Origin of the sequence: Ottowia sp. oral taxon 894 (assembly GCF_001262075.1) — a bacterium.
Classification (GTDB): Bacteria; Pseudomonadota; Gammaproteobacteria; order Burkholderiales; family Burkholderiaceae_C; genus Ottowia; species Ottowia massiliensis.
In genome coordinates, this window is sequence record NZ_CP012073.1 from 2,519,305 (window position 1) to 2,545,922 (window position 26,618).

Annotated in this window: 20 protein-coding genes, 1 tRNA gene and 1 riboswitch; of the genes, 12 read left to right on the plus strand and 9 right to left on the minus strand. The window is 66.1% G+C overall.

Going from position 1 to position 26,618, the window contains the following annotated elements:
- The first annotated feature begins 252 nt into the window (after window positions 1–252).
- Window positions 253–417 carry a hypothetical protein gene (locus ADJ79_RS14540; protein ID WP_156304171.1) on the plus strand — a complete coding sequence of 55 codons (165 nt, stop codon included), beginning with the start codon at window positions 253–255 and terminating at the stop codon, window positions 415–417.
- 19 nt (window positions 418–436) lie between these two features.
- Here ADJ79_RS14540 and ADJ79_RS11130 read toward each other — a convergent pair whose 3' ends face one another.
- Entirely contained in the window at window positions 437–694 is a 258-nt protein-coding gene (locus ADJ79_RS11130; RefSeq protein ID WP_050716024.1) for a SemiSWEET family transporter, read from the minus strand.
- A 316-nt stretch (window positions 695–1,010) separates the two neighbouring features.
- Between ADJ79_RS11130 and ADJ79_RS11135 the strand changes: the two genes are divergently transcribed.
- The 4 genes from ADJ79_RS11135 to mfd all read left to right on the plus strand — a co-directional run bounded on the left by ADJ79_RS11135 (window position 1,011) and on the right by mfd (window position 10,218).
- Window positions 1,011–1,871, plus strand: coding sequence for a DNA ligase (locus tag ADJ79_RS11135; RefSeq protein ID WP_050716025.1), 861 nt, complete (start codon window positions 1,011–1,013; stop codon window positions 1,869–1,871).
- Between the two features lie 673 nt (window positions 1,872–2,544).
- Complete coding sequence (locus tag ADJ79_RS13360) at window positions 2,545–4,890, plus strand: DEAD/DEAH box helicase (protein WP_156304172.1); 2,346 nt, start codon at window positions 2,545–2,547, stop codon at window positions 4,888–4,890.
- 701 nt (window positions 4,891–5,591) lie between these two features.
- On the plus strand, window positions 5,592–6,299 hold the full coding sequence (locus tag ADJ79_RS11145) for a sulfite exporter TauE/SafE family protein (RefSeq protein ID WP_050716026.1): 708 nt from the start codon (window positions 5,592–5,594) through the stop codon (window positions 6,297–6,299).
- Window positions 6,300–6,690: 391 nt separating this feature from the next.
- Complete coding sequence (mfd, locus tag ADJ79_RS11150) at window positions 6,691–10,218, plus strand: transcription-repair coupling factor (protein WP_050716027.1); 3,528 nt, start codon at window positions 6,691–6,693, stop codon at window positions 10,216–10,218.
- A gap of 21 nt (window positions 10,219–10,239) precedes the next feature.
- On the opposite strand, the gene ADJ79_RS15740 is transcribed toward mfd, so the two are convergent.
- Window positions 10,240–10,596, minus strand: coding sequence for a hypothetical protein (locus ADJ79_RS15740; RefSeq protein ID WP_156304173.1), 357 nt, complete (start codon window positions 10,594–10,596; stop codon window positions 10,240–10,242).
- A 9-nt stretch (window positions 10,597–10,605) separates the two neighbouring features.
- Between ADJ79_RS15740 and ADJ79_RS11160 the strand changes: the two genes are divergently transcribed.
- Window positions 10,606–11,454, plus strand: a complete 849-nt coding sequence (locus ADJ79_RS11160) for a creatininase family protein (protein WP_082203278.1) — start codon at window positions 10,606–10,608, stop codon at window positions 11,452–11,454.
- Window positions 11,451–12,470: a Bug family tripartite tricarboxylate transporter substrate binding protein gene (locus tag ADJ79_RS11165; protein ID WP_050716030.1), complete on the plus strand. Its 1,020-nt coding sequence runs from the start codon at window positions 11,451–11,453 to the stop codon at window positions 12,468–12,470. Before ADJ79_RS11160 ends, ADJ79_RS11165 begins: the two co-directional genes overlap by 4 nt.
- 343 nt (window positions 12,471–12,813) lie before the next feature.
- On the opposite strand, the gene thiC is transcribed toward ADJ79_RS11165, so the two are convergent.
- Complete coding sequence (thiC, locus tag ADJ79_RS11170) at window positions 12,814–14,706, minus strand: phosphomethylpyrimidine synthase ThiC (RefSeq protein WP_050716031.1); 1,893 nt, start codon at window positions 14,704–14,706, stop codon at window positions 12,814–12,816.
- Between the two features lie 57 nt (window positions 14,707–14,763).
- A riboswitch (TPP riboswitch) is annotated at window positions 14,764–14,883 on the minus strand.
- Between the two features lie 97 nt (window positions 14,884–14,980).
- On the opposite strand from thiC, the gene ADJ79_RS11175 reads away from it, so the two are divergent.
- A tRNA-Asn gene (locus ADJ79_RS11175) sits at window positions 14,981–15,056 on the plus strand.
- 54 nt (window positions 15,057–15,110) lie between these two features.
- On the opposite strand, the gene ADJ79_RS11180 is transcribed toward ADJ79_RS11175, so the two are convergent.
- Together ADJ79_RS11180 and ADJ79_RS11185 are read right to left on the minus strand one after the other, a co-directional pair.
- Complete coding sequence (locus ADJ79_RS11180; protein WP_050716032.1) at window positions 15,111–15,326, minus strand: hypothetical protein; 216 nt, start codon at window positions 15,324–15,326, stop codon at window positions 15,111–15,113.
- Between the two features lie 26 nt (window positions 15,327–15,352).
- Entirely contained in the window at window positions 15,353–16,546 is a 1,194-nt protein-coding gene (locus ADJ79_RS11185) for an FAD-dependent monooxygenase (protein ID WP_050716033.1), read from the minus strand.
- Window positions 16,547–16,652: 106 nt separating this feature from the next.
- On the opposite strand from ADJ79_RS11185, the gene ADJ79_RS11190 reads away from it, so the two are divergent.
- Window positions 16,653–19,181, plus strand: a complete 2,529-nt coding sequence (locus ADJ79_RS11190; protein ID WP_050716034.1) for a DUF1631 family protein — start codon at window positions 16,653–16,655, stop codon at window positions 19,179–19,181.
- Between the two features lie 375 nt (window positions 19,182–19,556).
- Here the strand turns inward: ADJ79_RS11190 and rsgA are convergent, their stop codons facing one another.
- Genes rsgA through ADJ79_RS11205 form a run of 3 tightly spaced genes read right to left on the minus strand, consistent with a single transcriptional unit; the run spans window position 19,557 to window position 22,382 of the window.
- Entirely contained in the window at window positions 19,557–20,558 is a 1,002-nt protein-coding gene (rsgA, locus tag ADJ79_RS11195) for a ribosome small subunit-dependent GTPase A (protein ID WP_050716035.1), read from the minus strand.
- Window positions 20,559–20,616: 58 nt separating this feature from the next.
- Complete coding sequence (locus tag ADJ79_RS11200) at window positions 20,617–20,997, minus strand: hypothetical protein (RefSeq protein WP_050716036.1); 381 nt, start codon at window positions 20,995–20,997, stop codon at window positions 20,617–20,619.
- Between the two features lie 59 nt (window positions 20,998–21,056).
- Complete coding sequence (locus ADJ79_RS11205; RefSeq protein WP_050716585.1) at window positions 21,057–22,382, minus strand: M48 family metallopeptidase; 1,326 nt, start codon at window positions 22,380–22,382, stop codon at window positions 21,057–21,059.
- A gap of 266 nt (window positions 22,383–22,648) precedes the next feature.
- Here ADJ79_RS11205 and ADJ79_RS11210 point away from each other — a divergent pair, with 266 nt between their 5' ends.
- Window positions 22,649–23,884, plus strand: a complete 1,236-nt coding sequence (locus ADJ79_RS11210) for a cobalt-precorrin-5B (C(1))-methyltransferase (RefSeq protein ID WP_050716037.1) — start codon at window positions 22,649–22,651, stop codon at window positions 23,882–23,884.
- A 290-nt stretch (window positions 23,885–24,174) separates the two neighbouring features.
- On the opposite strand, the gene hemN is transcribed toward ADJ79_RS11210, so the two are convergent.
- Complete coding sequence (hemN, locus tag ADJ79_RS11215) at window positions 24,175–25,563, minus strand: oxygen-independent coproporphyrinogen III oxidase (RefSeq protein ID WP_050716038.1); 1,389 nt, start codon at window positions 25,561–25,563, stop codon at window positions 24,175–24,177.
- 33 nt (window positions 25,564–25,596) lie between these two features.
- Between hemN and ADJ79_RS14545 the strand changes: the two genes are divergently transcribed.
- Both ADJ79_RS14545 and ADJ79_RS11220 read left to right on the plus strand, forming a co-directional pair.
- A complete protein-coding gene (locus tag ADJ79_RS14545) occupies window positions 25,597–25,869 on the plus strand; it encodes a hypothetical protein (RefSeq protein WP_156304174.1) in 273 nt (90 codons plus the stop codon).
- On the plus strand, window positions 25,787–26,506 hold the full coding sequence (locus tag ADJ79_RS11220) for a helix-turn-helix domain-containing protein (RefSeq protein ID WP_050716039.1): 720 nt from the start codon (window positions 25,787–25,789) through the stop codon (window positions 26,504–26,506). The genes ADJ79_RS14545 and ADJ79_RS11220 overlap by 83 nt, the downstream gene beginning before the upstream one ends.
- Window positions 26,507–26,618: the final 112 nt, after the last annotated feature.

A 26,618-nucleotide genomic window follows, 5' to 3' on the forward strand; every position in this document is an offset into this window, starting at 1 on the left:
GCGGCCGTGTCCGTTCTTGATTCTTGCCTGGCGCAAATTCAAATCTGCGCGGCCAGATACCGCCGTCATTGGGGTGCCGTCATTTAATCGCTGTCATTTCATCGCTGTCATTTCATCGCTGTCATTGAGCCGCCGTTGCCATCGCCTTTCGCGCGCGGCTTCGCTTCGCGGGCGGGTTTGCCCAGCTTTCCGGCCGGGGCTTGATAATGAAGGAATGAGTGAGGGAATGAACAAGGATTTTCGCTGCAAGAAATGAATGGTTTGCAGCGCATTGCGTTTCTGCCGCTGAAACGGGCTGCCAAGTCTGCCGGAAGCAGGCAGCGGCGCTTCCGGCGGGGAAAAGGCGTGCAAAAAGAGGATTGGGGCGTTTCCAAAAAGCGTTCAGGCAGCCTTGCGCACGGGCAAAAGGCTGCCTGAAAAAGCGGCCTGAAAAGGCTTACAGCGCAGTGAAAAACGCGGCCAGGCCAAGGAAGATGCCCGGCACATTGGCCACCACAATCGGCCAGTCGCGCTGTTTTTTGAACAGGCCGTAGCAAGTCCACAGCGAGCAGTTCACAAAAGCCACGAAAGGCTGCACCGGATTGCCCTTGTGGCCAGAGAGGTTGTCGGCAATCTGCGGGATATAGGCCACATACATGCCGACTGACATGATGCTGGCGATAGTGCCCAGAATTTTGATTTGTTTTTCGGTCATTGCTTTATCCCTTGAGGGGAGTTGAGTAGAACATGCAACCGGCTTGCGACGCGCCGGCTGCCGGTTTCGGACAACAGGCCGCCCGAAACCATTCAATTATAAAATCGGGCCGCCTGCTGGCGCTTAAATCCAATCACCTTCCGGTTTGCAGGTTTTAAGAATCTATTTGTGGTTTTCTGCACGGCAAAGGTTTGAACATCGCCCTGAAAGCGTGCAATTGCCGCAGGCCGCGCTTTTGCACCACGGACAGATTGCGAACAGGTTCTGCAAACACGGCCCGCCACGCTCACGCCGCCCGCCCCGTATGCTTTGGCCCATGCGCCGCCGCCGCTTTTTCCGCCTGTTCGCTCTGCTGGCCGCGCCGCCTTGGGCGGCCGCGCAGGGCGAAGCGCCGCCCGTGCCCCAGCTGGCCCGCAGCTACCAGGGCGGTCTGCATCTGCCTGACTGGCTGGTGAGCGAAAAGTACGACGGCGTGCGCGCCTGGTGGGACGGGCAGGCCCTGTATTCACGCACGGGCCGCCGCCTGCCCGCGCCCGCCTGGTTCACCGAAGGCTGGCCGCGCATGGCGCTGGACGGCGAGCTGTGGGCGGGCCGTGGCGCTTTCGAGCAGGCGCAGTCCGCCGCCGCGCGCCAGCAGCCGGATGACGCGGCTTGGCGCGGCCTGCGCTTCATGGCGTTTGACGCGCCCCGGCACGGCGGCCCGGCCACCCCGTTTGCCGAGCGCCTGACGGCCTTGCAGGCAGCCATTGGCCGCGCGGGCCGCCCCACCTTGCAAGCCGTGCCGCAGCGCCGCGTGGCCACCGAAGCCGAACTGCTGGCCTGGCTGCGCGAAGTAACGCGCGGCGGCGGCGAAGGGCTGATGCTGCACCGCGCCAACGCGCCCTGGCAAAGCGGCCGCAGCGGCCAGCTGCTCAAGCTCAAGCCGCATGAAGACGCCGAGGCCCGCGTCATTGCCCACCTGCCGGGCAAGGGCCGCCACGCGGGCCGCCTAGGCGCGCTGCTGGTTCAAACGCCCGAAGGCCGGCGCTTTCGCATCGGCTCGGGCTTTACCGATGCCCAGCGCGAAGCGCCGCCGCCCGTGGGCGCCTGGGTCACTTACCGCTACCGTGGCCTGCACGAAGGCAGCGGCCTGCCGCGCTTTGCCACCTTCTTGCGCGTGCGCGAAGAAGGCTTGTAAAGGAACCCGTTCAGCGTCTTTTGGCCAGGAATGCCTGGGGCATTGTCTTGAAGGTGTGAAGTTCGCTTCTCCTGGCTATCTGCACCGCCACATGCGCGCCTATGTGTTTTTGACGCCCTGGACGAAGGGCTGGCTTGCGTAGCCGTCATCGCGCAGCAGACGTGTATCCGGCACAGGCTGCTCTTGCTGCGCTTCAGCGCAGCCAGCGTCCCTTGGCGATCGTTTACGTTGGCTGTTTATGGCCACAGCGTGCGGCAGGCCTCAGGAGGGGCGGCCCGCCAGCGCGCTGACGCTTTTGCGGCGATAATCCGCCGTTTTTTCCGGCGTGCCTTTTTCCGCCTTTTTCACGCAGGGCGCGCCGGAGCCGATTGCATCCGCCCTCTCGCATCGCACCGCAGGGCGGCTTTTGAAAGCATTCAAGAGCCGCCCTGGCTTTCTGGCCCCGCCCTGTTTTTCTGCGGGGCCGCGCCTTTGGCCACCGCTTACGCCCCCGCTTGCGCGGCCAAAGGCAGAAATTGAACGACAAGCGCTGTTGGAAGGTTGGTGTTTGTCCTGCCGCCGGGCGTTTTTCGCCTGATGTTTTGCGGCAGGTTCTTCCACACGCGCGCTTGGTGATCCCGCTGGTTTTGCCCGCCGGATTGGCGCCGTTTTTTTGACAAGAAAGCCTTTAGCGATGAACCCCTTCGCCTCTTCTGCCCTGCCTGCTTCTGACTGCGCCACGGATGCCGCCAGCGCCGCGCCCGCTTCCGATCCCGCTGCCACGCCCCTGGATGAGGCCAGCGCCCAAGCGCCCGGCCACGAAACCGCCGCCCGCACGGCTGACGCCGGCGAAACGCCGGAAAACGGCGTCAGCGAAAGCGCCAGCAGCGAAACCGCCAACGACGAACCCGCCGACACCGGAAACGCCAGCGGCGAAAACGCCTTCGCCGCCCTGGGCCTGGCCCCGGAGCTGGTGCAGGCCGTGGCCGACATGGGCTACACCGCGCCCACGCCCGTGCAGCAGCAAGCCATTCCGCTGGCCCTGCCGCAAGCGGGCAGCGACGCCTTCATTGACCTGATGGTGTGCAGCCAAACGGGCAGCGGCAAAACCGCCGCCTTCCTGCTGCCCATGCTGCACACGCTCATCGGCATGCAGGCCGAAGCCGCCGAGCGCGAAAAAGCCGAGTGGCAGGCCCGCGTGGCCCAGGCCCTGGCGCGCGGCGAGCCGGCTCCCAAAAAACCCCGCCGCAAAAACCCCACCGACCGCCGCAACTTCAAGCCCGCCGTGCCCGGCGCGCTGGTGCTGTGCCCCACGCGCGAGCTGGCGCAGCAAGTGGCGGGCGACGCCATCGAGCTGGTGCGCCACGTGCGCGGCCTGCGCATCGCCACCATCGTGGGCGGCATGCCCTACCAAATGCAAATCGCCCGGCTGCAAAACGCCAACCTCGTCGTTGCCACGCCGGGCCGCCTGCTGGACTTGAGCGCCAGCGGCCAGGTGCGGCTGGACGGCGTGCGCTTTCTCGTGCTTGACGAAGCCGACCGCATGCTCGATCTGGGCTTTGCCGACGCGCTGGCCGAAATCCACCTGCAAACCCAGCAGCGCCAGCAAACCATGATGTTTTCGGCCACCTTCGCCCCGCGCATCCAGCAGCTGGCCATGCGCGTCATGCGCGAAGGCGGCGCGCACGCAAAGCGCATCGAAATCGCCTCGCCGCAAGAGCGCCACGCCAACATCGAGCAGCAGCTTTACTGGGCCGACACCCCGGAACACCGCCGCGCCCTGCTCGACCACTGGCTGCGCAGCCCCGAAATCGACCAGGCCATCGTCTTTGCCTGCACACAAGTGGAATGCGAGGAACTGGCGCAAGACTTGCAGCAATCGGGCTTTGCCGCCGTCTCCCTGCACGGCGCGCTCAGCCAGGCCCTGCGCAACCGGCGGCTGAAAGCCCTGCGCGACGGCCGCGTGCAAATCCTCGTGGCCACCGACGTGGCCGCGCGCGGGCTGGACGTGCCCACCCTCTCGCACGTCTTCAACTACGGCCTGCCCATGAAAGCCGAGGACTACACCCACCGCATTGGCCGCACGGGCCGCGCCGGGCGCGACGGCCTGGCCGTCACCCTGGCCGAAATCCGCGACCGCCGCCGCCTGGCCGACATCGAGGCCTACACGCGCCAGCCCTTTGCCGTCCACACCATCGCGGGCCTGGAGCCGCAGAAATACTTCCCGCCCGTCACCGCCCCCCGCCCCGCTGGCGGCGCCAAAGGCAAGCACGGCCAAGGCGGCCGCAAACAGGGCAGGCAGCAAGACTGGCAGCCACGCTTTGAGCGCGGCGGCCGCAAGTTCGAGAGCCGCTTTGACTCCCGGAGCGGCGACCGCTTTGAAGAACGCTTCGATAGCCGGCGCCCCGCTGGCGGCCGCCGCTTTGACGAACGATTTGGCGAGCGCTCCGACGCGCGCTTCAGCGACCGCGACGCGGGCCGCTTTGAGCGGCGACAGCGCGATGGCGAGCGCTTCGCGCCTCGCGGCAACTGGCAGGAAGGCGGCTGGAGCGGCGGCAGCGAGCGCCGCGAGCGCTTTGCCGACCGCGCGGCCCCCTTCGCCCCGCGCGCTGGCCGCCGCAACGAGCGCTTCGAGTCTTTTGACCGCCCTGAGCGTGCTGAGCGCCCCGCCCGCAGCCCCCGCGCCGACCGCTTCGAGCGCCCCTCCGAGCGTTCATTCGAGCGCCTGCCCGAGCGCGACGGCCGCCGCGCCCCGCGCGAAGCCGGCCAGGGCGAGCGCTTCAAGCGCTTCGAGCGCCGCAACGAAGCTGCGGACGGCCAGCGCCCCCGCCACTTTGAAAAAGACGCCCAGCCCGCGCGCAAAGGCAAGCCTGAAGGCAAATTCGCTGGCTCATATGAAAGCAAGCCCGGCAGCCGCGCGCCCTATGGCGGCGCCAGCACCCTGCGCCGCTGGAGCGCCACCGCCGGCCGCCCCGCCCGCAGCGAAAGCGCCGGAAACGGCGAACGCCCGGCCCGCCGCCCCTACACGCCGCGCGGCTGAAATCCCGCTGGCATCTGGGCCGCAAGGAGCAGATCCGCGCCCAACTCTGGCGCGGATTCGCCCTCCCTGGCAGCGCCCTGTATTTGCTCCTGAATACATAGCGTGATGTCCTAGTGAAACGGGCGCAAAAGCCGTTTCAAGCTCCCCTGAATTTGCTCCCGTTTCTGAACCTCTCCCGCCTTGTTGGCGCGAGCCGGACGGAACTGCAAAAGCCGGGCGCTTTGCACCCGTCCAGCGCCTGGCCGTAAAGGGCCGCAAGGCGCAAACCGCGCCTGACTTGGAAGCTGTCCGCTTGCGGCCCGGCAAGGCATTCGCCAAGTCGCAGCCAGGCCCAATCCGCGCTTTTCGCTCCGCAAATAGCTGAACAGGCGCTTGAAGCGCTAACCCAAAAGCGCCGCGCCCGCCGCCTGCGGCAGGCCATTCCCTTTGGCGCAATCGGCCATTGCGGGGCGGCTTCCGGCGAAAGCGCTCCTTGCCGGATGATCTGCGGCTCGCGCGCCTTGCGTTTTCCCGCTGCGCTTTTTCCTGCCCATGCCGTGACAGGCTCTGGAAACCTGTTCATCGCCTGGCCGCAAGGGAACGCAAACCGCAGATGGCTTCATGACTTTCTTGCCGCTCATCAAGGATTTGCAGCGCCGCAGGCCGCCCGAAACCGTGTTCTTGCATCCACTGAACAACCGTGAACCGATTCTGAAAGCCACATGCAAACCGCCATGCTGATCAACGCCTTGCTGCTGGGCCTGACGGGCGGGCCGCATTGCATCGCCATGTGCGGGGCAGCCTGCGCGGGCATTGGGCAGGCGGTGGTTGTGGGCATGCCAGGGCAGCCAGGCCGCCCCGCGCAGGCGGCGCGGGCGATGGCGCTGTTTCAGCTGGGGCGGCTGGCGGGCTATGGCGCTTTGGGCGCGCTGGCGGCCGCTTCCATACAGGGCCTGGGCTGGCTGGCCACGCACGCGGCGGCGCTGCGGCCCGTGTGGAGCATGCTGCATATCGGCGCGGCGGCCATGGGCCTGATGCTGCTGATCTGGGCGCGGCAGCCGCTGTGGCTGGAAACGGGCGCGCGGCGCGTGTGGGCGCGGGTGCGCGCGACGTCGGGCCGCTGGGGGCTGGCCGCGCCGCTGGCCATTGGCTTTGTGTGGGCGCTGCTGCCTTGCGGGCTGCTGTATTCGGCGGTGCTGGTGGCGGCGCTGACGGGCGACGCGCTGCAAGGGGCTGCGGCGATGGCGCTGTTTGCCGCAGGCTCGGGCCTTTCGCTGCTGGCGGGGCCGTGGCTTTTGCTGCGCCTGGGCGTGAACGGGCGCGGCCCCTGGAGCATGCGGCTGGCAGGGCTGGCGCTGATGCTGACGGCCCTGTGGGGTCTGTGGCATGGGCTGGTGCATCAGCAAGCGCCGTGGTGCGTGGCGCCTTGAAGCTCTTGAAGCTTGCCCAAAGCCTGGCCGTGAGGGCGACGGGGCGGATCAGGATGGGCTGCAAGAAGCAGGCAAGTCTTGTGGCCCGGTGAGGATTTGCAAGGCCGCAGGCCGGCGGATCACTTTTCGCACCTGCGGCGCAGGCGTTGAAAAGGGTTTTTTAGCTCCTCTATCCATAGCATGATGTCCTAGTGGAAACTGCGCTGGATGGCATTTCTGACCCCTTGAATCCGCTCCTCTTTTTTTTAAGGTTTCCGGGCGGGCAGGGCCAGCTTCACGGCGGGGTATCCGCCCCCCAGCGCCGGCGCGCCGCCTTTCTACAATTTGCCGCTTTGCGCCCCCGCCCCGTTTGTGGCCGGGGGTTTTTGTCGTTTCTTGCTGCCGCCCTGCCATGCCATTGCCCAAGCTCGCTCCTGCCAAACGCCACACGCTGCCGCGCCCGCCGGGCAGTGCGGATGCGCTGCTGCTGGCGCGGCTGGGCGAGCGGGAAAAGGCGCAGGGGCGGCTGCTGGCCGTGGTGTGCGCGGATGCGGGCGATGCGCGCAGGCTGCTGGACGAATTGCCGTTTTTCGCGCCGGGTTTGCGCGCGGCGCTGTTTCCGGACTGGGAGACGCTGCCTTATGACCGCTTTTCGCCGCATCAGGATTTGATCAGCGAGCGGCTGGCCACGCTTTGGGCCATACGCCAGGGCGCGGCGGATGTGGTGCTGATGCCGGCCACCACGGCGCTGTACCGGCTGGCGCCGCCTGCTTTTCTGGCGGCCTACACCTTTCACTTTGAAACGGGGCAAAAGCTGGACGAGGCGGCGCTGAAAGCGCAGCTGACGCTGGCGGGCTACCAGCACGTCACGCAAGTGGGCAGCCCGGGCGAATACGCGGTGCGCGGCGGGCTGATTGACCTGTACCCGATGGGCAGCGCCGAGCCGTACCGCGTGGATTTGTTCGACGACGAGATTGACTCCATCCGCGCGTTTGACCCCGACAGCCAGCGCAGCCTGCACGCGGTGCCGCAGGTGCGGCTGCTGCCCGGGCGCGAGTTTCCGATGGACGAGGACGCGCGCGCCAAATTCCGCCACCGCTGGCGCGAGCTGATGGAAGGCGACCCCACGCGCAGCCGCATTTACAAGGACATGGGCGCGGGGCTGGCGACAGCGGGCATCGAGTACTACCTGCCGCTGTTTTTTGACGAGACGGCGACGGTGTTCGACTACCTGGGCGCAGAGGCCACGCTGGCGCTGCATGGCGATCTGGAGGCGGCTTTTTCGCGCTTTTGGCAAGACACGCGCGAGCGCTGGCGCATGGCGCAAAGCGACGCCGCGCACCCCGTGCTGGCGCCGCAAGCGCTGTTTTTGAGCGCCGAAGACTTTTACGTGGCGGCCAAGGCGCATCCGCAGCTGGCCTTGCGCGCGGCCCCTCATGCGCAAGCGCCGCAAGGCGATGCTGACGCCGACGCTGCAAGCGGCGCCGAATTTGCCCCGCTGCCCGCGCTGGCCGTGGCGCGCGGCGCGCCCGATCCGCTGGCGCGCTTGCAGCAGCACATGGCGGCGGCCCGCGCCGCAGGCGGCCCGCGCCAGTTGATATTGGCCGAAAGCGATGGCCGCCGCGCCAGCTTGCTGGACTTTTTGCGCGCCAGCGGGCTGAACCCGCCCGCGTTTGACTCGCTGCAAGACTTTCAGCAGGCCACGGGCGAGCCGCTGGGCATCGCCACGGCGGCGCTGGCGCAGGGCTTTGCGTGGCGCGAAGGCGGCATCGACTTCATCACCGAAACCGAGCTGTTCGCCACGGCCGCCGGCGCGCGCCGCCGCAAGCGGCAAGAGCAAGTCAGCGATGTCGATGCGCTCATCCGCGACCTCTCCGAGCTGAAAGTGGGCGACCCCGTGGTGCACGCGCAGCACGGCATTGGCCGCTACCGGGGCCTGGTGAACATGGACATGGGCGTAAAAAACCCCGACGGCACGCCCGCCTTGCAGGAATTTCTGCATCTGGAATACGCCCAGCAAGCCGTGCTGTATGTGCCCGTGAGCCAGCTGCACCTGATCGGCCGCTACAGCGGCGTGGGCGCTGACGAAGCGCCCCTGCACAAGCTGGGCAGCGGCCAGTGGGAAAAGGCCCGCCGCAAGGCCGCCGAACAAGTGCGCGACGCCGCCGCCGAGCTGCTCAACATTTACGCGCGCCGCGCCGCGCGCGAAGGCCACGCCTTCCGCTTTGACGCGCGGGACTACGAGCCATTTGCCGCCGACTTCGGCTTTGAAGAAACCGCCGACCAGCAGGCGGCCATACACGCCGTGGTGCAAGACATGATTTCGCCCCGCCCGATGGACCGCCTGGTGTGCGGCGACGTGGGCTTTGGCAAAACGGAAGTGGCGCTGCGCGCGGCCTTCATCGCCGTCACTGGCGGCAAGCAAGTGGCCTTTCTGGCGCCCACCACGCTGCTGGCCGAGCAGCACTACCACACGCTGGCCGACCGCTTCGCGCGCTGGCCCGTGAAAGTGGCCGAGATGAGCCGCTTTCGCTCCGCCAAGGAAACCAGCGCCGCGCTCAAAGGGCTGGCCGAAGGCAGCATCGACATCGTGGTGGGCACGCACAAGCTGCTTTCCGAAAAAACGAAATTCAAAAACCTGGGCCTGCTCATCATTGACGAAGAGCACCGCTTCGGCGTGCGCCACAAAGAGCAAATGAAGCAGCTGCGCGCCGAAGTGGACGTGCTCACGCTCACCGCCACCCCCATCCCCCGCACGATGGGCATGGCGCTGGAAGGCCTGCGCGACTTGAGCGTGATCGCCACCGCCCCCCAGCGGCGGCTGGCCATCAAAACCTTCGTGCGCGAAGAAAGCCAGGGCGTCATCCGCGAAGCCGTGCTGCGCGAACTCAAGCGCGGCGGGCAGGTTTACTTTCTGCACAACGAAGTGGACACCATCGAGCGCCGCCGCGAAGCGCTGCAAGCGCTGCTGCCCGAAGCGCGCATTGCCATTGCCCACGGCCAAATGCCCGAACGCGAGCTGGAACGCGTGATGCGCGACTTCGTCGCCCAGCGCCACAACCTGCTTTTGTGCTCCACCATCATCGAAACCGGCATCGACGTGCCCAGCGCCAACACCATCGTCATCAGCCGCGCCGACAAATTTGGCCTGGCCCAGCTGCACCAGCTGCGCGGGCGCGTCGGCCGCAGCCACCACCAGGCCTACGCCTACCTGCTCGTGCCCGAAATGCAAAGCCTGACCAAACAGGCCCAGCAGCGGCTCGAAGCCATCCAGCAAATGCAAGAGCTGGGCAGCGGCTTTTACCTGGCCATGCACGATCTGGAAATACGCGGCGCGGGCGAAGTGCTGGGCGAAAGCCAAAGCGGCAACATGATGGAAATCGGCTTTCAGCTCTACAGCGACATGCTGGCCGAAGCCGTCAAAGCCCTGCGCGCAGGCAAAGAGCCAGACCTGCTCGCCCCCATGCAGGCCACCACCGAAATCAACCTGCACGCCCCCGCCCTGCTGCCCGCCGACTACTGCGGCGACGTGCACCTGCGCCTGTCCTTCTACAAAAAACTCGCCACCGCCCAAAGTGGCGAGCAAATCGACCGCCTGCTCGAAGAAATCGTGGACCGCTTCGGCAAACTGCCCCCGCCCGCGCAAACCCTCATCGACGTGCACCGCCTGCGCGTGCTCTCGCAGCCCTACGGCGTGCAGAAAGTGGACGCCGCCCCGGGCGTGACCACCATCAGCTTCCGCCCCAACCCGCCCGTGGACCCGATGGCCATCATCCAGCTCATCCAGAAAAACCGCCACATCAAACTGGCCGGCAACGACAAACTGCGCATCGAACGCGAACTGCCCGAAACCCGCGACCGCGCCCAGCTCGTGCGCGACATTCTGCGCAGCCTGGGCCAGCCTGTCGCTCAGAGCGCCGCAGCGGCACAAGCCCGCTGAATGCTTGAAAGCCAGCCCGAATCAAAAACAGCAGCGAATTGAAGGGCAAGCACAAAAGGCATTCGACGCAATAGCGGCGAGCAGCGCGAACTCATCCGCCCTCTGCTGGAGCGCGCGAGCAAGAAAAAAACCAGCCTGGGCTGGGTGCAAAGCCTGCTGTGCGATGGCGGCTACGCGGGCCAGCCCTGCGCGCAAGGCGTCAAAGTCATCCTGGGTGAGCATGTGATGGCGCAGAGAGCCAAGAAAAGCGAACTCCACGCCTTCAAGGAAAAGCGCCGAACGCTGGAGAGTTGAGCGCAGGCCCTTCCCCGCCATTTGCGCGTTTGCCCTGAGTTTGCGGCGTGGGCGCAAAGGTAAGATTTCGCGCTTGCTTTCCAACTGCCCGCCATGCCTGCCTTGCCCCGCTTCTGGTCTGCGCTGACCACCGCTGACTTTGCGCAGATCGATACGGCCCGCGCCATTGCCGTGCTGCCCGTGGGGGCTACCGAGCAGCATGGCCCGCACTTGCCCCTGTCGGTGGATGCCGACATCGCCCACGCCATCGTGCAGGCCGCAGCGCCCCTGGTGGCTGATGAAGTGCCCGCCTTTTTTCTGCCCGTGCAAGCGATTGGCTACAGCCCGGAGCACGCCCACTTTGCGGGCACGCTCACCCTGCGCCCCGAGACTGCCTTGCGCCTGTGGAGCGATATCGCCGAATCCGTGGCCGCCAGCGGCGTGCGCAAGCTGGTGCTTTTCAACACCCACGGCGGCAATGCCGGTTTGCTGGACGGTCTGGCGCGCGAGCTGCGCGTGCGGCTGAGGCTGCTCATTTACCGCTGCAACTGGTTCGATCTGCCTCTGCTGGATGAAGACGGGGGCGATCTCATGGCCCGCTTCAGCCCGCAGGAGCGGCGCTTTGGCGTGCATGCGGGCCAGGTGGAGACGGCTTTCATGCTCGCTGCCGCTCCGCACGCCGTGCGCAGGGAGCGCGCCGAACATTTCCGCTCCAGCAGCGAGGCGCGCGCGCGCGGCTTCGCCCTGCTGGGCAACGGCAAGAGCGCCCGTTTCGCCTGGGCCGCACAAGACCTTCACCCCAGCGGGGCCGCAGGCAACGCCCGCGCTGCCACCGCCGAGGATGGGCAGGCCCTCATTGCCGCCGCTGCCCGCGCTTTGGCGGACCTGCTGGCCGAAATCGACCGCCTGCCGCCCGAACTCACCCTGCACGACAACCCACACTTGCCCACGAGCCAACCATGAAACGCCGCTATTTCGTCAAACGCTTCGCCGCCAGCGCGCTGGCCGCCGCCTTGCTTCCAGCCGCACGGGCTGCCGAATTTGCCGCTGAGCCTGCGCCCGTGCCCGGCGCGCCCATCGCGGGCGGCAAGCCCGTGCATATCCTGATCGGCTTTCCGCCCGGCGGCGGCACCGATACCGTCGCGCGCCTGCTGGCCGACAAGCTCGCTGTTCAGCTGGGTCAGCCTGTGGTTGTGGATAACCGCCCCGGCGCGGGCGGGCAGATTGCCGCGCAATTGCTCAAGAACGCCCGGCCTGATGGTCTGACGCTCTTTTTCTCGCACGATCACACCATCTCCATCCTGCCTCTGGTTGTCAGGCAGCCGGGCTTTGATCCCGTGAAAGACTTCACGCAGGTCGCTGGCGTTGCCAGCTTCGCCAACACTTTCGCCGTCTCCGCCGCCACTCCCGCCAGCAGTCTGGACGAATACATGGCCTGGGCCAGGCAGCAAGACGGGCGAGGCAGCAGCGTTGGCATTCCCGCGCCCGCCTCGGTGCCCGAATTCCTCGTCAAGGTGCTTTCGCAGAAATATGGCGCCGATCTGCTGTCCGTGCCCTACCGTGGCACCGCGCCCATGGTGGCTGACATGCTCGGCAACCAGATCAGCGCCGGCATTGGCTCCGTGCCTGAATTCATTGAGAACCACCGCGCTGGCAAGCTGCGTGTGCTCGCCACTCTTGGCCCACAGCGCCAGAAAACCCTGCCTGAGGTGCCCACCTTCGCCGAGCTGGGCCTGCGCGGCTTTGAAGATTTGCCTTATTACGGTTTCTTCGCCCCGAAAGGCACACCGCAGGACGCGCTTGATGCGCTGTCGGAAGCCATCCGCCGCGTCATGGCCGACCCCGGCGTGCAGGACCGCCTGGATCGCATCGGCCTGACTCCCGAGTACATGAGCGCCGCGCAGCTCACTGCCCGCGCACGCGCCTACGAGAGAACCTGGAGCCGGATCATCCGGGAAAGCGGCTTTCAGCCGCAATGATCGGGCGGCCTCGGCTGCCCAGATGGCTTTTTTCGCTTCTAAAACGATAGCGTGATGTCCTAGTGGAATGGGCGCAAGGGCCGCTTTCGGCCTCTCAAATTTGCTCCTGTTTCTGATGCTATTCAGCATCTCTCATGGTGTGCCCGCAAGGGGCGGGCGGCATGGCGGCGGAGCGAATCAGGGCCGGGCTGCGCTTTCGTCTCTTGCGGCCAGATGGCAAGCACGCGTGGGGGAACCCGGCCCTCGCGCGGCCATGACGCAGCGCAAAGGCCGGCTGCGCTTTCGGCCCGATCGCTTGCCATGAGCTGCGCGGCCTTGCGGCTGGCCGGGCTGCGGGGCGGGTTTATCCGTTCTTCTGGATGGGGATGTAGACCTGCCCGCCGCCGGCCTGGAACTGGCGCGATTTTTCCGCCATGCCCGCTTGCAGGGCGTCGGCTTCGCTCAGGCCCTTGGCGGCGGCGAAGTCGCGCACTTCCTGCGTGATCTTCATGGAGCAGAACTTGGGGCCGCACATGCTGCAAAAGTGGGCGCTTTTGCTGCTTTCGCGCGGCAGGGTTTCGTCGTGAAATTCGCGGGCGGTGTCGGGGTCCAGGCTCAGGTTGAACTGGTCGTACCAGCGGAATTCAAAGCGGGCCTGGCTGAGCGCGTCGTCGCGGGCGCGCGCGCCGGGGTGGCCCTTGGCCACGTCGGCGGCGTGCGCAGCGATCTTGTAGGCAATCATTCCCTGCTTGACGTCGTTGCGGTCGGGCAGGCCCAGGTGCTCCTTGGGGGTGACGTAGCAGAGCATGGCGGTGCCCATCCAGCCGATCATGGCCGCGCCAATGGCCGAGGCAATGTGGTCGTAGCCGGGCGAGACGTCGATGGTCAGCGGCCCCAGCGTGTAAAACGGCGCTTCGCCGCAGTGCTTGAGCTGCTCGTCCATGTTGGCCTGAATCAGGTGCATGGGCACGTGGCCGGGGCCTTCGATCATGGTTTGCACGTCGTGCTTCCAGGCGATTTGCGTGAGTTCGCCCAGCGTGCGCAGCTCGGCAAACTGGGCTTCGTCGTTGGCGTCGGCGCAGCTGCCGGGGCGCAGGCCGTCGCCCAGGCTGAAGGCCACGTCATACGCTTTCATGATGTCGCAGATGTCTTCAAAGTGCGTGTAGAGAAAGCTTTCCTTGTGGTGGGCGATGCACCACTTGGCCATGATGGAGCCGCCCCGGCTGACGATGCCGGTGCGCCGGGGCACCGTGAGGTGAATGAAGGGCAGGCGCACGCCCGCGTGGATGGTGAAGTAGTCCACGCCCTGCTCGGCTTGCTCGATGAGGGTGTCGCGAAAGATTTCCCAGGTGAGGTCTTCGGCGATGCCGCCCACTTTTTCCAGCGCCTGGTAAATGGGCACGGTGCCAATGGGCACGGGGCTGTTGCGGATGATCCAGTCGCGCGTGGTGTGGATGTTTTTGCCGGTGGACAAGTCCATCACGGTGTCGGCCCCCCAGCGGATGGACCAGACGAGTTTTTCCACTTCTTCCTCGATGCTGCTGGTGACGGCGCTGTTGCCAATGTTGGCGTTGATCTTCACAAGAAAGTTGCGCCCGATGACCATCGGCTCGATTTCGGGGTGGTTGATGTTGGCGGGGATGACGGCGCGCCCCCGCGCGACTTCATCGCGCACGAATTCGGGCGTGATGCGCTGCGCCATGCTCGCGCCCAGCGGGTTGCCGGCCAGGCGGCGCTCGCGGCTTTCGTCGTTCAGATAGGCGGCCATCCATTCGCGGCGGCCGTTTTCGCGCAAGGCGATGTATTCCATCTCGGGCGTGACGATGCCTTTGCGCGCGTAGTGCATCTGGGTGACGTTGCCGCCGCCCACGCCGCCCCTGGCGCGGCGCGGCTGGCGTTGCAGCCCGGCGGCTTCGCGCCGCAGTTGCTCGATGCGGGGCAGATCGCGCTTTTCGTGCTTGCCGCCGTCATCCAGGATGTGGGCGATGCGGCCCGCGTAGCGCTCGGTGTCGCCGCGCTCGGCTATCCAGCCTTCGCGCACGGTGGGCAGGCCCTGGCGCACATCAATCGGCGCATCCGGGTCGGTGTAAGGGCCGGAGGTGTCGTAGAGCGACACCACTTCGTCGTTGGTGAGCGTGACATCGCGCACGGGCACGCGCAAATCAGGCCGCGAGCCTTGGATGTAGCCCTTGCGCGAGGCGGGAAAAGGCTCGCGCGTGAGGGTAAGCAGCTGCTGGAATTTGTCGGGGGCATTCATCGGAGAGTCTCCTGCGAAAGGTGGCGAAAACTCCGGCGCCCGTCCGGTGCGCCAGACGGATGAAATGCCCTCTTCTCCTTACGCCGGTATGAGCCGGATCAAGTTGAACGGGTTTGGCGCTGCGCCATCTCAGCCGCGTGGCCTGTTGCAGACGCCGCGACACCCCGGAGTGGAAGCGGCCATGCTAACACCCGGCGAGCCTTTGGCAGGCCGCAGAAATTTTCCGCTGACCTTGCGCGCGCTGCGTTTTTTGCTATACAATGCGCAGCTTCATTCCCCGATAGCTCAGTCGGTAGAGCGCCGGACTGTTAATCCGTAGGTCCCTGGTTCGAGCCCAGGTCGGGGAGCCAAAAAAAACGGCAAACGCCTCAGTCGAAAGACTGGGGCGTTTTTCTTTGCCTGCGTCAGAAATGAACCCAGAGCCAATGCACGATGAGCACGGCTGCCAGCACGCCCGTGGCAATGAGCGCCTTTCGGCGGTAGTTGCGCACTTCGTCTTTCAGGTCGTCGGAAGGCTGCTCTTTTTCCAGCCGGCTGATGGCAAAGGCCCGTAGCAGGGCCAGGATGATGTAGAGCACTGCGCCAGCAGCCCAGAGCAGAGTGACATGATCGATGCGCATGGGTCATTGCCTTTCTTGATGTGAATTCAGTACGCATAAAGCCAAGGCGCATCCAGCAACCGCGCGCCCAGCAAGCGCATGGCGGCATTGCGCGCCAGGCGCACAAGGCCGCCGGCATGAAAGATCTCGCCATTGCGCGCGGCGCGGGCCTGCACCTGGGCGCAGCGCGCCCAGCGGGCTTGCGCGTAGCGCGCCAGCTGCTGCGGCGCTGTGCCGGCGTCAGCCTGCCGCAGGCAGCGGCCCAGCATGTCTGCGTCTTCCACCGCCATGCCCGCGCCTTGGGCCAGATAGGGGCGCATGGGGTGTGCGGCGTCGCCCAGCAAGGCCACGCGGCCGCGCGCCATTTCGCCTGCCGCACGCACCGGAGCGCGGTCGCACAAGGGCCACAAGCGCCAGACACAGGCATTGACTGTCGCCTGCGGGGCGGCGTGCAGCAGGTCGCGCAAGGGCGCGCACGCGCCGCCCATCCGCGCCATCAATTCATAGGCATTGGCCTGATGGTCCCAGCCGTGCAGGTTTTCAGGCGGTGCGCCTTCAGTCACCACGATCAGATTCAGCCACTCGCCGCGCCGCACGGGGTACTGCACGGCGTGCATGCGCGGCCCCAGCCAGACCGTGACGCACTGGCTGCGCAAGGCGGCGGGCAAATCTGCCTGCCGCAGCATGGCGCGCCAGGCCAGGTGGCCTGAAACACGGGGCGCGCCGTCTTTCAGCAGGCCCTGGCGCACCTCGCTCCACAGGCCGTCCGCGCCAATCAGCGCATCCGCCTGCCAGGTCTGGCTGGCCGAAAAAGCCTGCACGGCCGCCCCTTGGTCTTCATGGCGCGCAAGCGCCTGCCCGGCATGCACCTGCACCTGCGATTCAGCCTGCGCGGCCGCAGCCAGCGCCTGGTGCAGATCGGCGCGGTGAATGGTGGCGTAAGGCGCGCCATACAGCCGCTGCGCGCGCTCGCCCAGTTGCATGTATCCAAGCTCCGCGCCAGAAGCGGCGTCCCGCACCAGAAGCGCATCCGGGAAGGCCGCCACGGCCCGCAGGGCCTCCTGCAAGCCCCAGGCATGCAGCACCCGCGTGACGTTGGGGCCAATCTGCACGCCCGCGCCCACCTCGCTGAAGGCGCTGGCGCGCTCCAGCACCTGAACCTGCCAGCCCGCGCGCGCTGCCGCCAGCGCGGCGGCCATGCCGCCAATGCCGCCGCCTGCAATCAGAAGTTTCTTGCTCATCACTCGCCAGATTGTGACTTCTTTCCGCATAAAACCCCTCTCTGGCGGGGTTGGACGCAGCTGACTTGCCATAAGCTATCCGTATTCATACTTTCATCCGGCAACAATGCAACTGCCCAACCAGCACAGCACATTGCTCAGGCGCAGCACGCACGAGGCTGTGTTCCTGGCGTCGTCCATGATCGACCGCTGCGCCGAAGCTGCGCGTGTGACGCTGGAAGAAGCAGAAAACAAATCCACGATTCCCTTGCAACGCCAGCAGCTGGCCGACGCCATGGTGGCGCTGGCCCGCCATCGCGCCAAGATGCGCACGCGCTTTCCATCGTGCATTGAAACAGCCATCAATCACGCGCTGGAAGCCATCAAGGACACGGACCTCAACCCCGCTCCCCGTCCCTCCAATCTGGCTTCGCTCGAATCAGTCACGCTCATGGCCGAAGCAGAGGTTTCGCAGTTTGTGGAAACCTCCCGCTTGCAGCAAACCGTGCTGCCCGTGGTGGAAGAGCGGCTCACCCGGCTGGACACGCTGATGAGTTCCGCCCTGGGCCTGCCCGTGGTGCGCGCCGACCTCAACCCCATGCGGCCCGAAGTGCTGTGCGGCGCGCTCATGGAAGTGATTGAGGAGCTGGGCGAGCCGCCCGAAGCGCGCAACCTGATGCTGCGCCACCTCACCCGTCCGTTCGCCGACGAACTCAACCGCCTCTACGAAGTCATCATCAGGCTGCTGGAAGAAAAAGGCATCCAGGAAGCGCGCTACCGCCTGCGCCTGACCCCAGGCGCCATGCAAACGGCCAGCAACATCATGCCCTTGCAGGCCATGACCGGCCCGCTGGGCCAGGGCATGGCCAACCTCGCCGCAGGTGCTCCCATGCAAGGGCAGGCCCAGGCTTTCCAGATGCCCGCCATGGCCGATCTGGCCAGCGCCGAACCCGCCGTGCCCTACAGCATGGTGCACGACTTCCTCTACCAGCCCCAATGGGTGGCTCATCACGACGCGCCCCTGCCTCCCAGTTACTACGAAGCCGTGCGGCGCGAGATGCAGACCTGCGCCGCTGTGGCCGCCTCCACCCCCATGCCCAGCGACCGCGAGCTGTACGCCGCCCAGCAAGAGCGCCGCGCCCTGCCCGTGATGGAGCGCCCCCCGCAAGAGCTGGACGTGCAGGCCGTGCTCCCGCAAAAAGTGTGGGGCGAAGTCGCCTCGCCGCAGGCGCGCACGCAAACGCTGGTGCAGCTTAAATCGCAGGCCAAGAAAGTCAGCCAGGTCATCGGACTGGACGCCGTGCGCGCCCTCATCGACCAGGTGGCGGGCGATGTGCGCGTGCTGCCCCCCGTGCGCGAAGCCTTCGTGGCGCTGGAGCCTGCCCTGCTGCGCCTGGCCATGAGCGATCCGCGCTTCATGGGCGACGAAACCCATCCGGCGCGCCGCCTGGTGGAAAGCATCGCCCAGCGCAGCTTCAAATACAACGACGAATTCTCAAAGGAATTTGCCCAGTTCATCGAACCCGTGCGCCGCGTGGTGCGCGAGCTGGATGCGCAAAAAGACGCCACCGCGCACGACTTCGACAACCACCTGCAAGACCTGGAAAGCCGCTGGGAAGAAGAAGACCAGAGCGACAGCGCCAGCCACAAAAACGGCCTGCAATCCATTCACTTCGCGCATGACCGCCAGGCGCTGGCCGACAAAGTAGCCTGGGGCTTCAGCCTGCGTTCAGACGTAGAGGGCGCACCCAAAATCGTGCTCGACTTCCTCTACAACACCTGGGCGCTGGTCATCGCCCACGCGCAGCTCACCGACACGCGCGGCCAGCTCGATCCCGGCGGCTATCTGGCCGTCGTCACCGACTTGCTGTGGAGCGTGAACCACGAAGCGGCCATGCGCCAGCCCGCGCATCTGTTTGAAATCGTGCCGCACATCGTGCAAACCCTGCGGCGCGGACTGGAAATGCTGGGCCACGACCCCAAAGACTCCAACCGCTTTTTCGACGCCCTCATGCGCTACCACAAACCCGTGCTGCGCCTGCGGCGCGTGCGCTCGGCGCTGGACGCCGAAGCCTCCGGCGCGCCCACATCCAGCATGATGGACCTGAACGATGACCTGCCCGACGCGGCCGAAGCCGGCCAGGGCGGCTCCTCATTCGCCGAACTCAAGGCCGACACCTCCGAGCAGCCCTGGCTGGCCCAGCGCGAGCTGGCGGCAGCCGGCTTCATGCCCAGCAGCAGCCCTGAACTGGAACCGGCTGCAGCCGCCACGCCCGGCAAGGCCAGCGCGCCCAGTCCCGCGCGCGACCAGGCGGGCGCCGCCGCCACGGCGAACGCCGCCGCGCCGGGTGCTGATGACGACGAGCAGCAAGCCCGCCACCGCGCCGACCTGGCCCGCCTGCGCGAAGACACCTGGGTCGATCTGTTCTCGCACGGCGAGTGGCTGCGCGCCAAGCTCACCTGGACCAGCGGCAACGGCTCGCTGTTCATGTTCGTCAGCCACGGCGGCCAGCCCCACACCATGACGCGCCGCAGCTGCGAGAAACTGCTGCGCAACGGCCATCTGCGCCTGGTCGATTCCAGCGAAGTGGTCAACAAGGCGCTCAGCGAAATGAAAGACCGCAAAAAGCGCCGCCGCGCCACCGCCGCAGCCTGAAAAACGCCGCAGACACGCGGCGGCAAGGCGCTTTTCAAGCCCGCCCCGGTTCAATAAGGCCTGGTTTCGCTCCTCGTTCCATAGCATGATGTCCTAGTGGATACAGCGCAGAATGGAATTTTCCCCCCCTTGAATTCGCTCCTCTTTCTGAACCCAAGCGAGAAGCCATGCGGCGCAGGCGCGGCTTTTCCGGCAGACCGCTTTGCAAACGCCGCCAGGAAAACACGGCGGAGCAAACGCACAGTGGCCAAACCCGCCCGCCACTCTCTCCCAGAAACTGCGCGGGAGCGTCGTTTTCGCCTCCTCGAATTCGCTTCTGTTGCTGGTTCCATCGGGCGCGCGCCTGAAGGGCTTGGCGGGCAGCCTGCCAGCGCCTCACACCTTGCCGCGCGCCTGCCAGGCTTGCTGGTCCAGCTCGGCGGACAAATCGGCATAGATGCGGTAGCGGCTGGGGCTGATGGCCTGGCTTGCGCTGCCGTCATCCGCGCCCTCGTCATGCACGGCGGCGCGCACGCCGCAGCCGGGTTCGTGCAGGTGAGTGCAGTTGTAGAAGCGGCATGCGCCCAGGTGAGGGGCGAAGTCGGGCATGAGGCCGGCCAGCTGCGCGGGGGCGATGTGGCGCAGGCCGAATTCCTGAAAGCCCGGGGAGTCGATAAGCGCGCTGGTGCGGGCGGCGTCCAGCCAGTACCAGGTGGTGGTGGTGGTGGTGTGGCGGCCGCTGCCCAGCGCCTGCGAAATTTCGCCCGTGGCGGCGCGGGCATGGGGAATGAGGGCGTTGATGAGCGTGCTTTTGCCCGCGCCGGAAGGGCCTAGCACGAGGGTAACGCGGCCTGCCAGATGGGCGGCGGCCAGGGCTTGCGGCGTGAGGGCGTGCATGGCGGCCGCGCCGGGCGCAGCAGCTGGCGCGGCCGCCAGCGGCAGTACGGTGCAACCCATGCGGCGGTAGGAAGCCAGGCGCCGCCAGGCGTGGGAGAAGGCGGCGGCCAGATCAGCCTTGTTGAGTGCGATGAGAGGGGTGATGCCTGCGGCCTGGCAAGCGATAAGGGCGCGGGCGAGCTGGTGTTCGGAAAAAGCCGGCTCGGCGGCCAGCAGGATGAGAGCCTGGTCAATATTGGCGGCGAAGGACTTGGTGCGCATCTCGTCCTGCCGGTACAGCAGGTTGCGGCGCGGTTCGATGCGCTCGATGCAGCCTTCGTCTTGCGAGGCCTGCCACAGCACGCGGTCGCCCGCCACGGCCTGGCTTTTCTTGCCGCGCGGGTGGCAGATGACGCGCTGGCCGTCCGCCGTTTCCACGACGCAGTGGCGGCCGTGGCTGGCGATGACGAGGCCGCTTTGCAAGGCGGCGGGGCCGGCAGGCGGACTCTTGCGGGGCTTCATGAAACAAAATGCCCGCCGGGCAGGCGGGCGTCAGAGTGTTTTTTCGCAGCGGGTTTTATTACTTACGGCCCTTTTTCTTTTGCGCGGGGGCGCATTCCTTGAACAGGATTTCGTCTTGCGGCGAGGTAATCATGATGCCGTCCGTCTTTTTGTATTCCTTGATGGTCAGGGCGGGCGCCGTCAGACGCCAGCCTTTGGCGGAGACGAAAAACGAATCCACGTGGTCAGACTTGGCGTCGTCATAGGCCAGCGTTTGCCGCTGGCCTTTCACGGCAAATTCGGCCTTGACGGGGAAGCCCGTTTCATCATTGAACACGTAGGAAACGCTGATTTTCTTGCCGCCCTGGCAAACGTAAGGCACGGAGCCGGATTCAGCATGGGCGGATGCAGCCGCCGTCAGGGCGCAAATGGCCGCAAAAATGAATTTGCATGGTTTCATGGGTTGAACTCCTTGGACATGAATGAACAGAAAAAAGCGGAAAACCGCCGTTTTGAAAATCAGGCGGATGCTGCCGCCTGCGCCGCCCGCTCCATCAGGCGCTCCAGATGGCCGATGCGCTCGCTGGCGGGCGGGTGCGAATAGTAAAAGCGAACGTACAGCGCGTCTGGCGTGAGCGTGCTGGCATTGTCTTCATACAGCTTGACCAGTGCGCTGACGAGGCAGGCGGCGCTGCTGTGGGCGGCGGCGAAGGCATCGGCCTCGAACTCGTGCCTGCGCGAGAGGGCCGCCATGAGCGGCGCGGCAAACAGGCCGAAGACCGGCGCGGCCAGCATGAACAGCAGCAGCGCCAGCGCGTGATTGGGCACGCTGCCGCCCAGCGCGGGCGGCAGGTTGGGCGTGACGCCCAGGCCCGCGTAAAACCAGCCCTGCTGCATCAGCCAGCCCAGCAGCGCCAGCGCCGCCAGGCTCAGCGCCGCCACGCAGGCCATGCGCTTGGCGATGTGGCGGCGCTTGCAGTGGCCCAGCTCGTGGGCCAGCACGGCCTCCACTTCATCTGGCGTGAGCTGGCTCAGCAGCGTGTCAAAAAACACCACGCGCCGCGCCGCGCCAAAGCCCGTGAAGTAGGCGTTGCCGTGCGCGCTGCGGCGGCTGCCGTCCATCACGAACAGGCCGCTGGCGGCAAAACCGCAGCGCTGCATCAGGCCGGTGATGCGCGCCTTCAGCTCCTCATCGGCCAGCGGCTCGAAGCGGTTGAACAGCGGCGCGATCAGCGTGGGGTAAATCACCATCATCAGCAGGCTGAAGCCCAGCCACAGCGCCCACAGCCACAGCCACCACAGCGGCCCGGCCTGCGCCATCAGCCACAGCGCCAGCGCCGCCAGCGGCAGGCCCAGCGCCGCGCCCACCAGGGCCGATTTCACGTGATCGGCCAGCCACAGACGCAGCGTGCTTTTGTTGAAGCCAAAGCGCTGCTCAATCACGAAGGTCTGCCAAGCGTCAAACGGCACGTCCAGCAGGGCATTGATTGCCATGAACGCCGTCAGCAGCGCCAGCGGCTGCAAAAGCGGGCGCGGTCCCAGCCACTGAAGCAGTAGGGCGTTGAGCGCGTCCAGCCCGCCCAGCAGCGTCCAGCCCAGCAAAATGAGTGCGGCTGCGCCGCCTTCCAGCACGCCAAAACGCAGCTTGGCCGCCGTGTAATCCGCCGCCCGCCGGTGCGCCGCCAGCGTGATCTTCTGCGCAAAGCGCGGCGGCACCGCGCCGCGCCGCAGCGCCACCGCCCGCATCTGCCGCAGCGCCAGCCAAAAGCGCAGGGCCAAGTGCAGCAGCACGGCAGCGGCAAACACATAAGTCGCCGCCAGGGCGGGCGTGAGATCGGCAAACACGGCGTGGGAAAACTTGTAGCGCGAAAAGAAAAGCGGCGAGTGTAGGGCGCGCCGCCCGGCCTTGCTGCCCGGCCAGGCGGCCCCGCGGGCAAACGCCGCAGAAAGCGCCGCTACAGCTCGCTGGAGAAATTCGCTCGTCATCTTTCATCGCATTCAGCGCGTGAAAAGCGTCTGTCTTTCGCGTCAGTTTTCACCCGCCTTTCCGTGCGGAAAACCTTTGCGCGCACCAAGCGCCGAATGCGTGCCCGCGCTTATCCTTGGCGCATATGACCGAAACCCCTGCCGCCGAATCACCCGATGCCCCACGGCCCAGGCGCGGCACGCGCACCGGCTTTACCACGGGCGCGTGCGCCGCCGCCGCCGCGCGCGCCGCCGCGCTGGGGCTGGCCGCCGGCCAAGTGCCCGCCGAAGTGCAAAGCCTGCTGCCAAACGGCAGCCGCGTGCGCTTTGCCGTGCGCGACGGGCGCTGCGATGCAAAGGCGCAGACGGCGCATGCCGCCATCACCAAGTTCGCAGGCGACGACCCCGACTGCACCGACGGCGCCCTCATCACCGCCGACGTGCGCGTGCTTCCCGGCCAGGCCGGCGCCATCACTTACCGTGCGGGCGCGGGCGTGGGCACCGTCACCATGCCCGGGCTGGGGCTGGAAGTGGGCGGCCCGGCCATCAACCCCGTGCCGCGCGCCAACATTGCCGACAACCTGCGCGAAGCGGCCCCCGCCCTGCTGGCCGAGCATGGGCTGGAAGTGACCATCAGCGTGCCCGATGGCGAAAAAATGGCGCGCAAGACCACCAACGCGCGGCTGGGCATTCTGGGCGGCATCAGCATCCTGGGCACATCCGGCATCGTCAAGCCCTTTTCCACCTCCGCCTGGCGCGCCAGCGTCGTGCAGGGCGTGCAGGTCGCGGCCACGCTGGGGCACAGCCTGGCCGTTCTCACCACCGGCGGGCGCACCGAAACATTCGCCATGCGCATCTTGCAAGCCGAGCGCCCCGGCCTGCCCGCCGCCTGCTTCATCCAGATGGGCGACTTTCTGCGCTACGCGCTGGATGAATGCGTGGCCCAGGGCATCCGGCAAGTTGTGCTGGCCGTCATGGTGGGCAAGCTCACCAAGATCGCGCAAGGCGAAACCATCACCCATGCCAACCGCAACATCGTGGACACCGCATTGGTTGCCCGCGTCGCCCGGCAGATTGGCGCCAGCCCGGCCGATTGCGAGGCCATCGCCGCCGCCAAGACCGCCCGCTTCGGCGCTGATCTGCTCACTGAACGCGGCCTGGGCGCCGCCTTCCACATGGCGCTGGCGCAAGAAGCCATCCGCACCCTCACCGCCCCCGCACGCTATGGCCGCGCCTTCCAATTGCGGGTGCTGGTCTCCGACCCTGAAGGCCGCCTGGTGGCCGACGCGCTCTCCGCCCCCGCCGATGACCGCCCCCTGCCCGCCACGGCAGGCCGCACCGGCATCGGCCATACCCACAGCGCAGATTTCGACACGGAGTAGGAAGCGCAAGCGCAGCCCGCCCAAGCCTTCCCAAGCCTCTCTTCAGGAAAACAGTTTCCAGCCCGGTTTCGGGCATCAGGGGCAAAACCGACCGCAAGGCGAGAAGGCTGCCGCTGAAAAGCGGTAAGGGAGCCAACTCCCGCCGATACGGATGTATTAAAAACAGAAGCAAATCCAAGGGGGCAAAAGTGCCGTCTTGCGCAGTCTGTACTAGGACATATTGCTATAAATAGAGGAGCAAAATGACTGCCTGTCCATTCTTCACCTGCGGGCAGGTTGTGAACAGGCTTTCAGATGATTTTGGAAAAGCGCGCGCGCGTGCGGTCGGCTTGCAGGTATTTGTCGAACACCATCGCCACGCCGCGCACGAAGAACCAGCCCAGGGGCGTGACCTGGATGCTGCTGTCGCTGATGCTCACCAGCCCCTGCTGCTGCATCTCGCGCATCTGCTCCATTTCGGCGGCGAAATACTGGCGGAAGTCGATGAGGTGGGCCAGTTCGATGGATTCAAACAGCACTTCGCCCTGGCACATGAGGGCCATGATGACGGAGCGGCGCAGGATGTCGTCGCGCGAAAGGGCCAGGCCGCGCGCCACGGGCAGGCGGCCCTGGTCGATGAGGTACTGGTATTCGTCCAGCGTTTTCACGTTCTGGCTGTAGGTGGCGCCCACCTTGCCTATGGCCGAGACGCCCAGGCCCACGAGATCGCAGTCTGGCTGCGTGCTGTAGCCCTGAAAGTTGCGGTGCAGGCGGCCTTGCCGCTTGGCGATGGCCAGCGCGTCTTCCGGCAGCGCGAAGTGGTCCATGCCGATATAGACGTAGCCGGCCTGCATGAAGGTTTTGAGCGCGCTGGCGAGCATGGACACCTTGGCATCGGGCAGCGGCAGGTCAATCATGATGATGCGCCGCTGGGGCTTGAAGCGCTCGGGCAGGTGCGCGTAGGCATACAGCGCGATGCGGTCGGGCCGCAGCTCGCACACCTGCTCCAGCGTGCGGGCAAAAGACTGCGGGTTCTGTTTGGGCAGGCCGTAAATCAGATCGACGTTCACCGAATCAAAGCCAATGCGCCGGGCGCTGGCAACCAGCGCAAACACTTGCTCGGCAGGTTGCACGCGGTGCACGGCTTTTTGCACGTCGGGGTCAAAGTCCTGCACGCCGAAGGAAAGGCGGTTGAAGCCCAGCTGGCGCAGCGACTCCAGCCGTTCGGCGGTGACGGTGCGCGGATCGACCTCGATGGAGTATTCCCCGCCATCCTGGAAAGTGAAATGGCTGCGCAGCAAGTCCATCAGCCAGGCCAGCTCTTCGTTGCTCAAAAAAGTGGGCGTGCCGCCGCCCAGGTGCAGCTGGCTGACGGCCGCGCCCCGGCCCATGTGCTGCACATGCAGCTCCACTTCGCGGCGCAGCAGGGCCAGATACGGCGCGGCGCGCTCGTGGTGCTTGGTAATGATCTTGTTGCACGCGCAGTAGTAGCACAGCGATTCGCAAAAAGGCAGATGCACGTAGATGGACAGCGGCCGCGCCAACGCCGCAGCCGCCGGCCCCTGGCGGCGCTGCTCAAGCGCGCGCACGTAGTCATCCATGCCGAACGCCTCCACAAAACGGTCTGCCGTGGGATAGGAGGTATAGCGCGGGCCGGAGACGTCAAAGCGCCTGATCAGCTCCGGAGTGATGGCTTGCATCGCGGAAAATCCTTTTTTTCTTGCCTGAACGCCGTGCAAAACGGCAAGCGGCTACTGTGCCTTGATGCTGTTTTCCGCGCCTTGACTGCGGTCAATCCGCTCCAGCGCCGTACCGCTTTTGGCAAAAGGGTGAAAAAAGGTGCGAAAAGAGTGAAAAAAGCCCGCCATAAAATCGCGCGCTTTCAGGATTTGACCGCCGCGTGGCGGTTTGCTGTTGTCCCACATGCCGCCGCCCCCTTACAAAGTCGCCTGCTCCAACTGCAATTTGCGCGAACTGTGTTTGCCCAGCGGCTTGTCAGAGGCTGAAGCGCGCAAGCTCGACGAGCTGGTGGCCACGCGCCGCAAGGTCAAGCGCGGCGCGGCGCTGTTCAACAACGGCGCGCCCTTCACGGCGCTCTACGCCATACGCACCGGCTTCTTCAAAACCTGCATCCTCACTGAAGACGGGCGCAACCAGGTCACTGGCTTTCAGATGGCGGGCGAAATCATCGGGCTGGACGGTATCGTGGGCGACCGCCACACCTGCGACGCCATTGCGCTGGAAGACGCCGAGGTCTGCGTCATGCCCTTTGACCGCATTGAGGCGCTCTCGCGCGAAGTGCCAGCCTTGCAATCGCACGTGCACAAAATCCTCAGCCGCGAAATCGTGCGCGAACACGGCGTGATGCTGCTGCTGGGCAGCATGCGCGCCGAAGAGCGCCTGGCCACCTTCCTGCTCAACCTGGTGCAGCGCCTGCACGCGCGGGGCTTTTCGCAAAGCGAGCTGGTGCTGCGCATGACGCGTGAGGAAATCGGCAGCTACCTGGGCCTGAAGCTGGAAACCGTCAGCCGCACTTTCTCGCGCTTCGTGGAAGAGGGGCTGGTGCAAGTCAAGCAGCGCCACGTGCGCATCCTCAACACGGCGGGTCTGCGCAGCATCGTCAATGCATCAGCCTGCCGGTGAGGCAGGCTGCGGCCGCCCTGAGAAAAGAGTGAATCCGGATGGCTTGGCAAGGCATGCCCCGTTCGATAGTCACTGAAAGTGGCTATCAGAAAAAAAGATAAATGAGTGATTA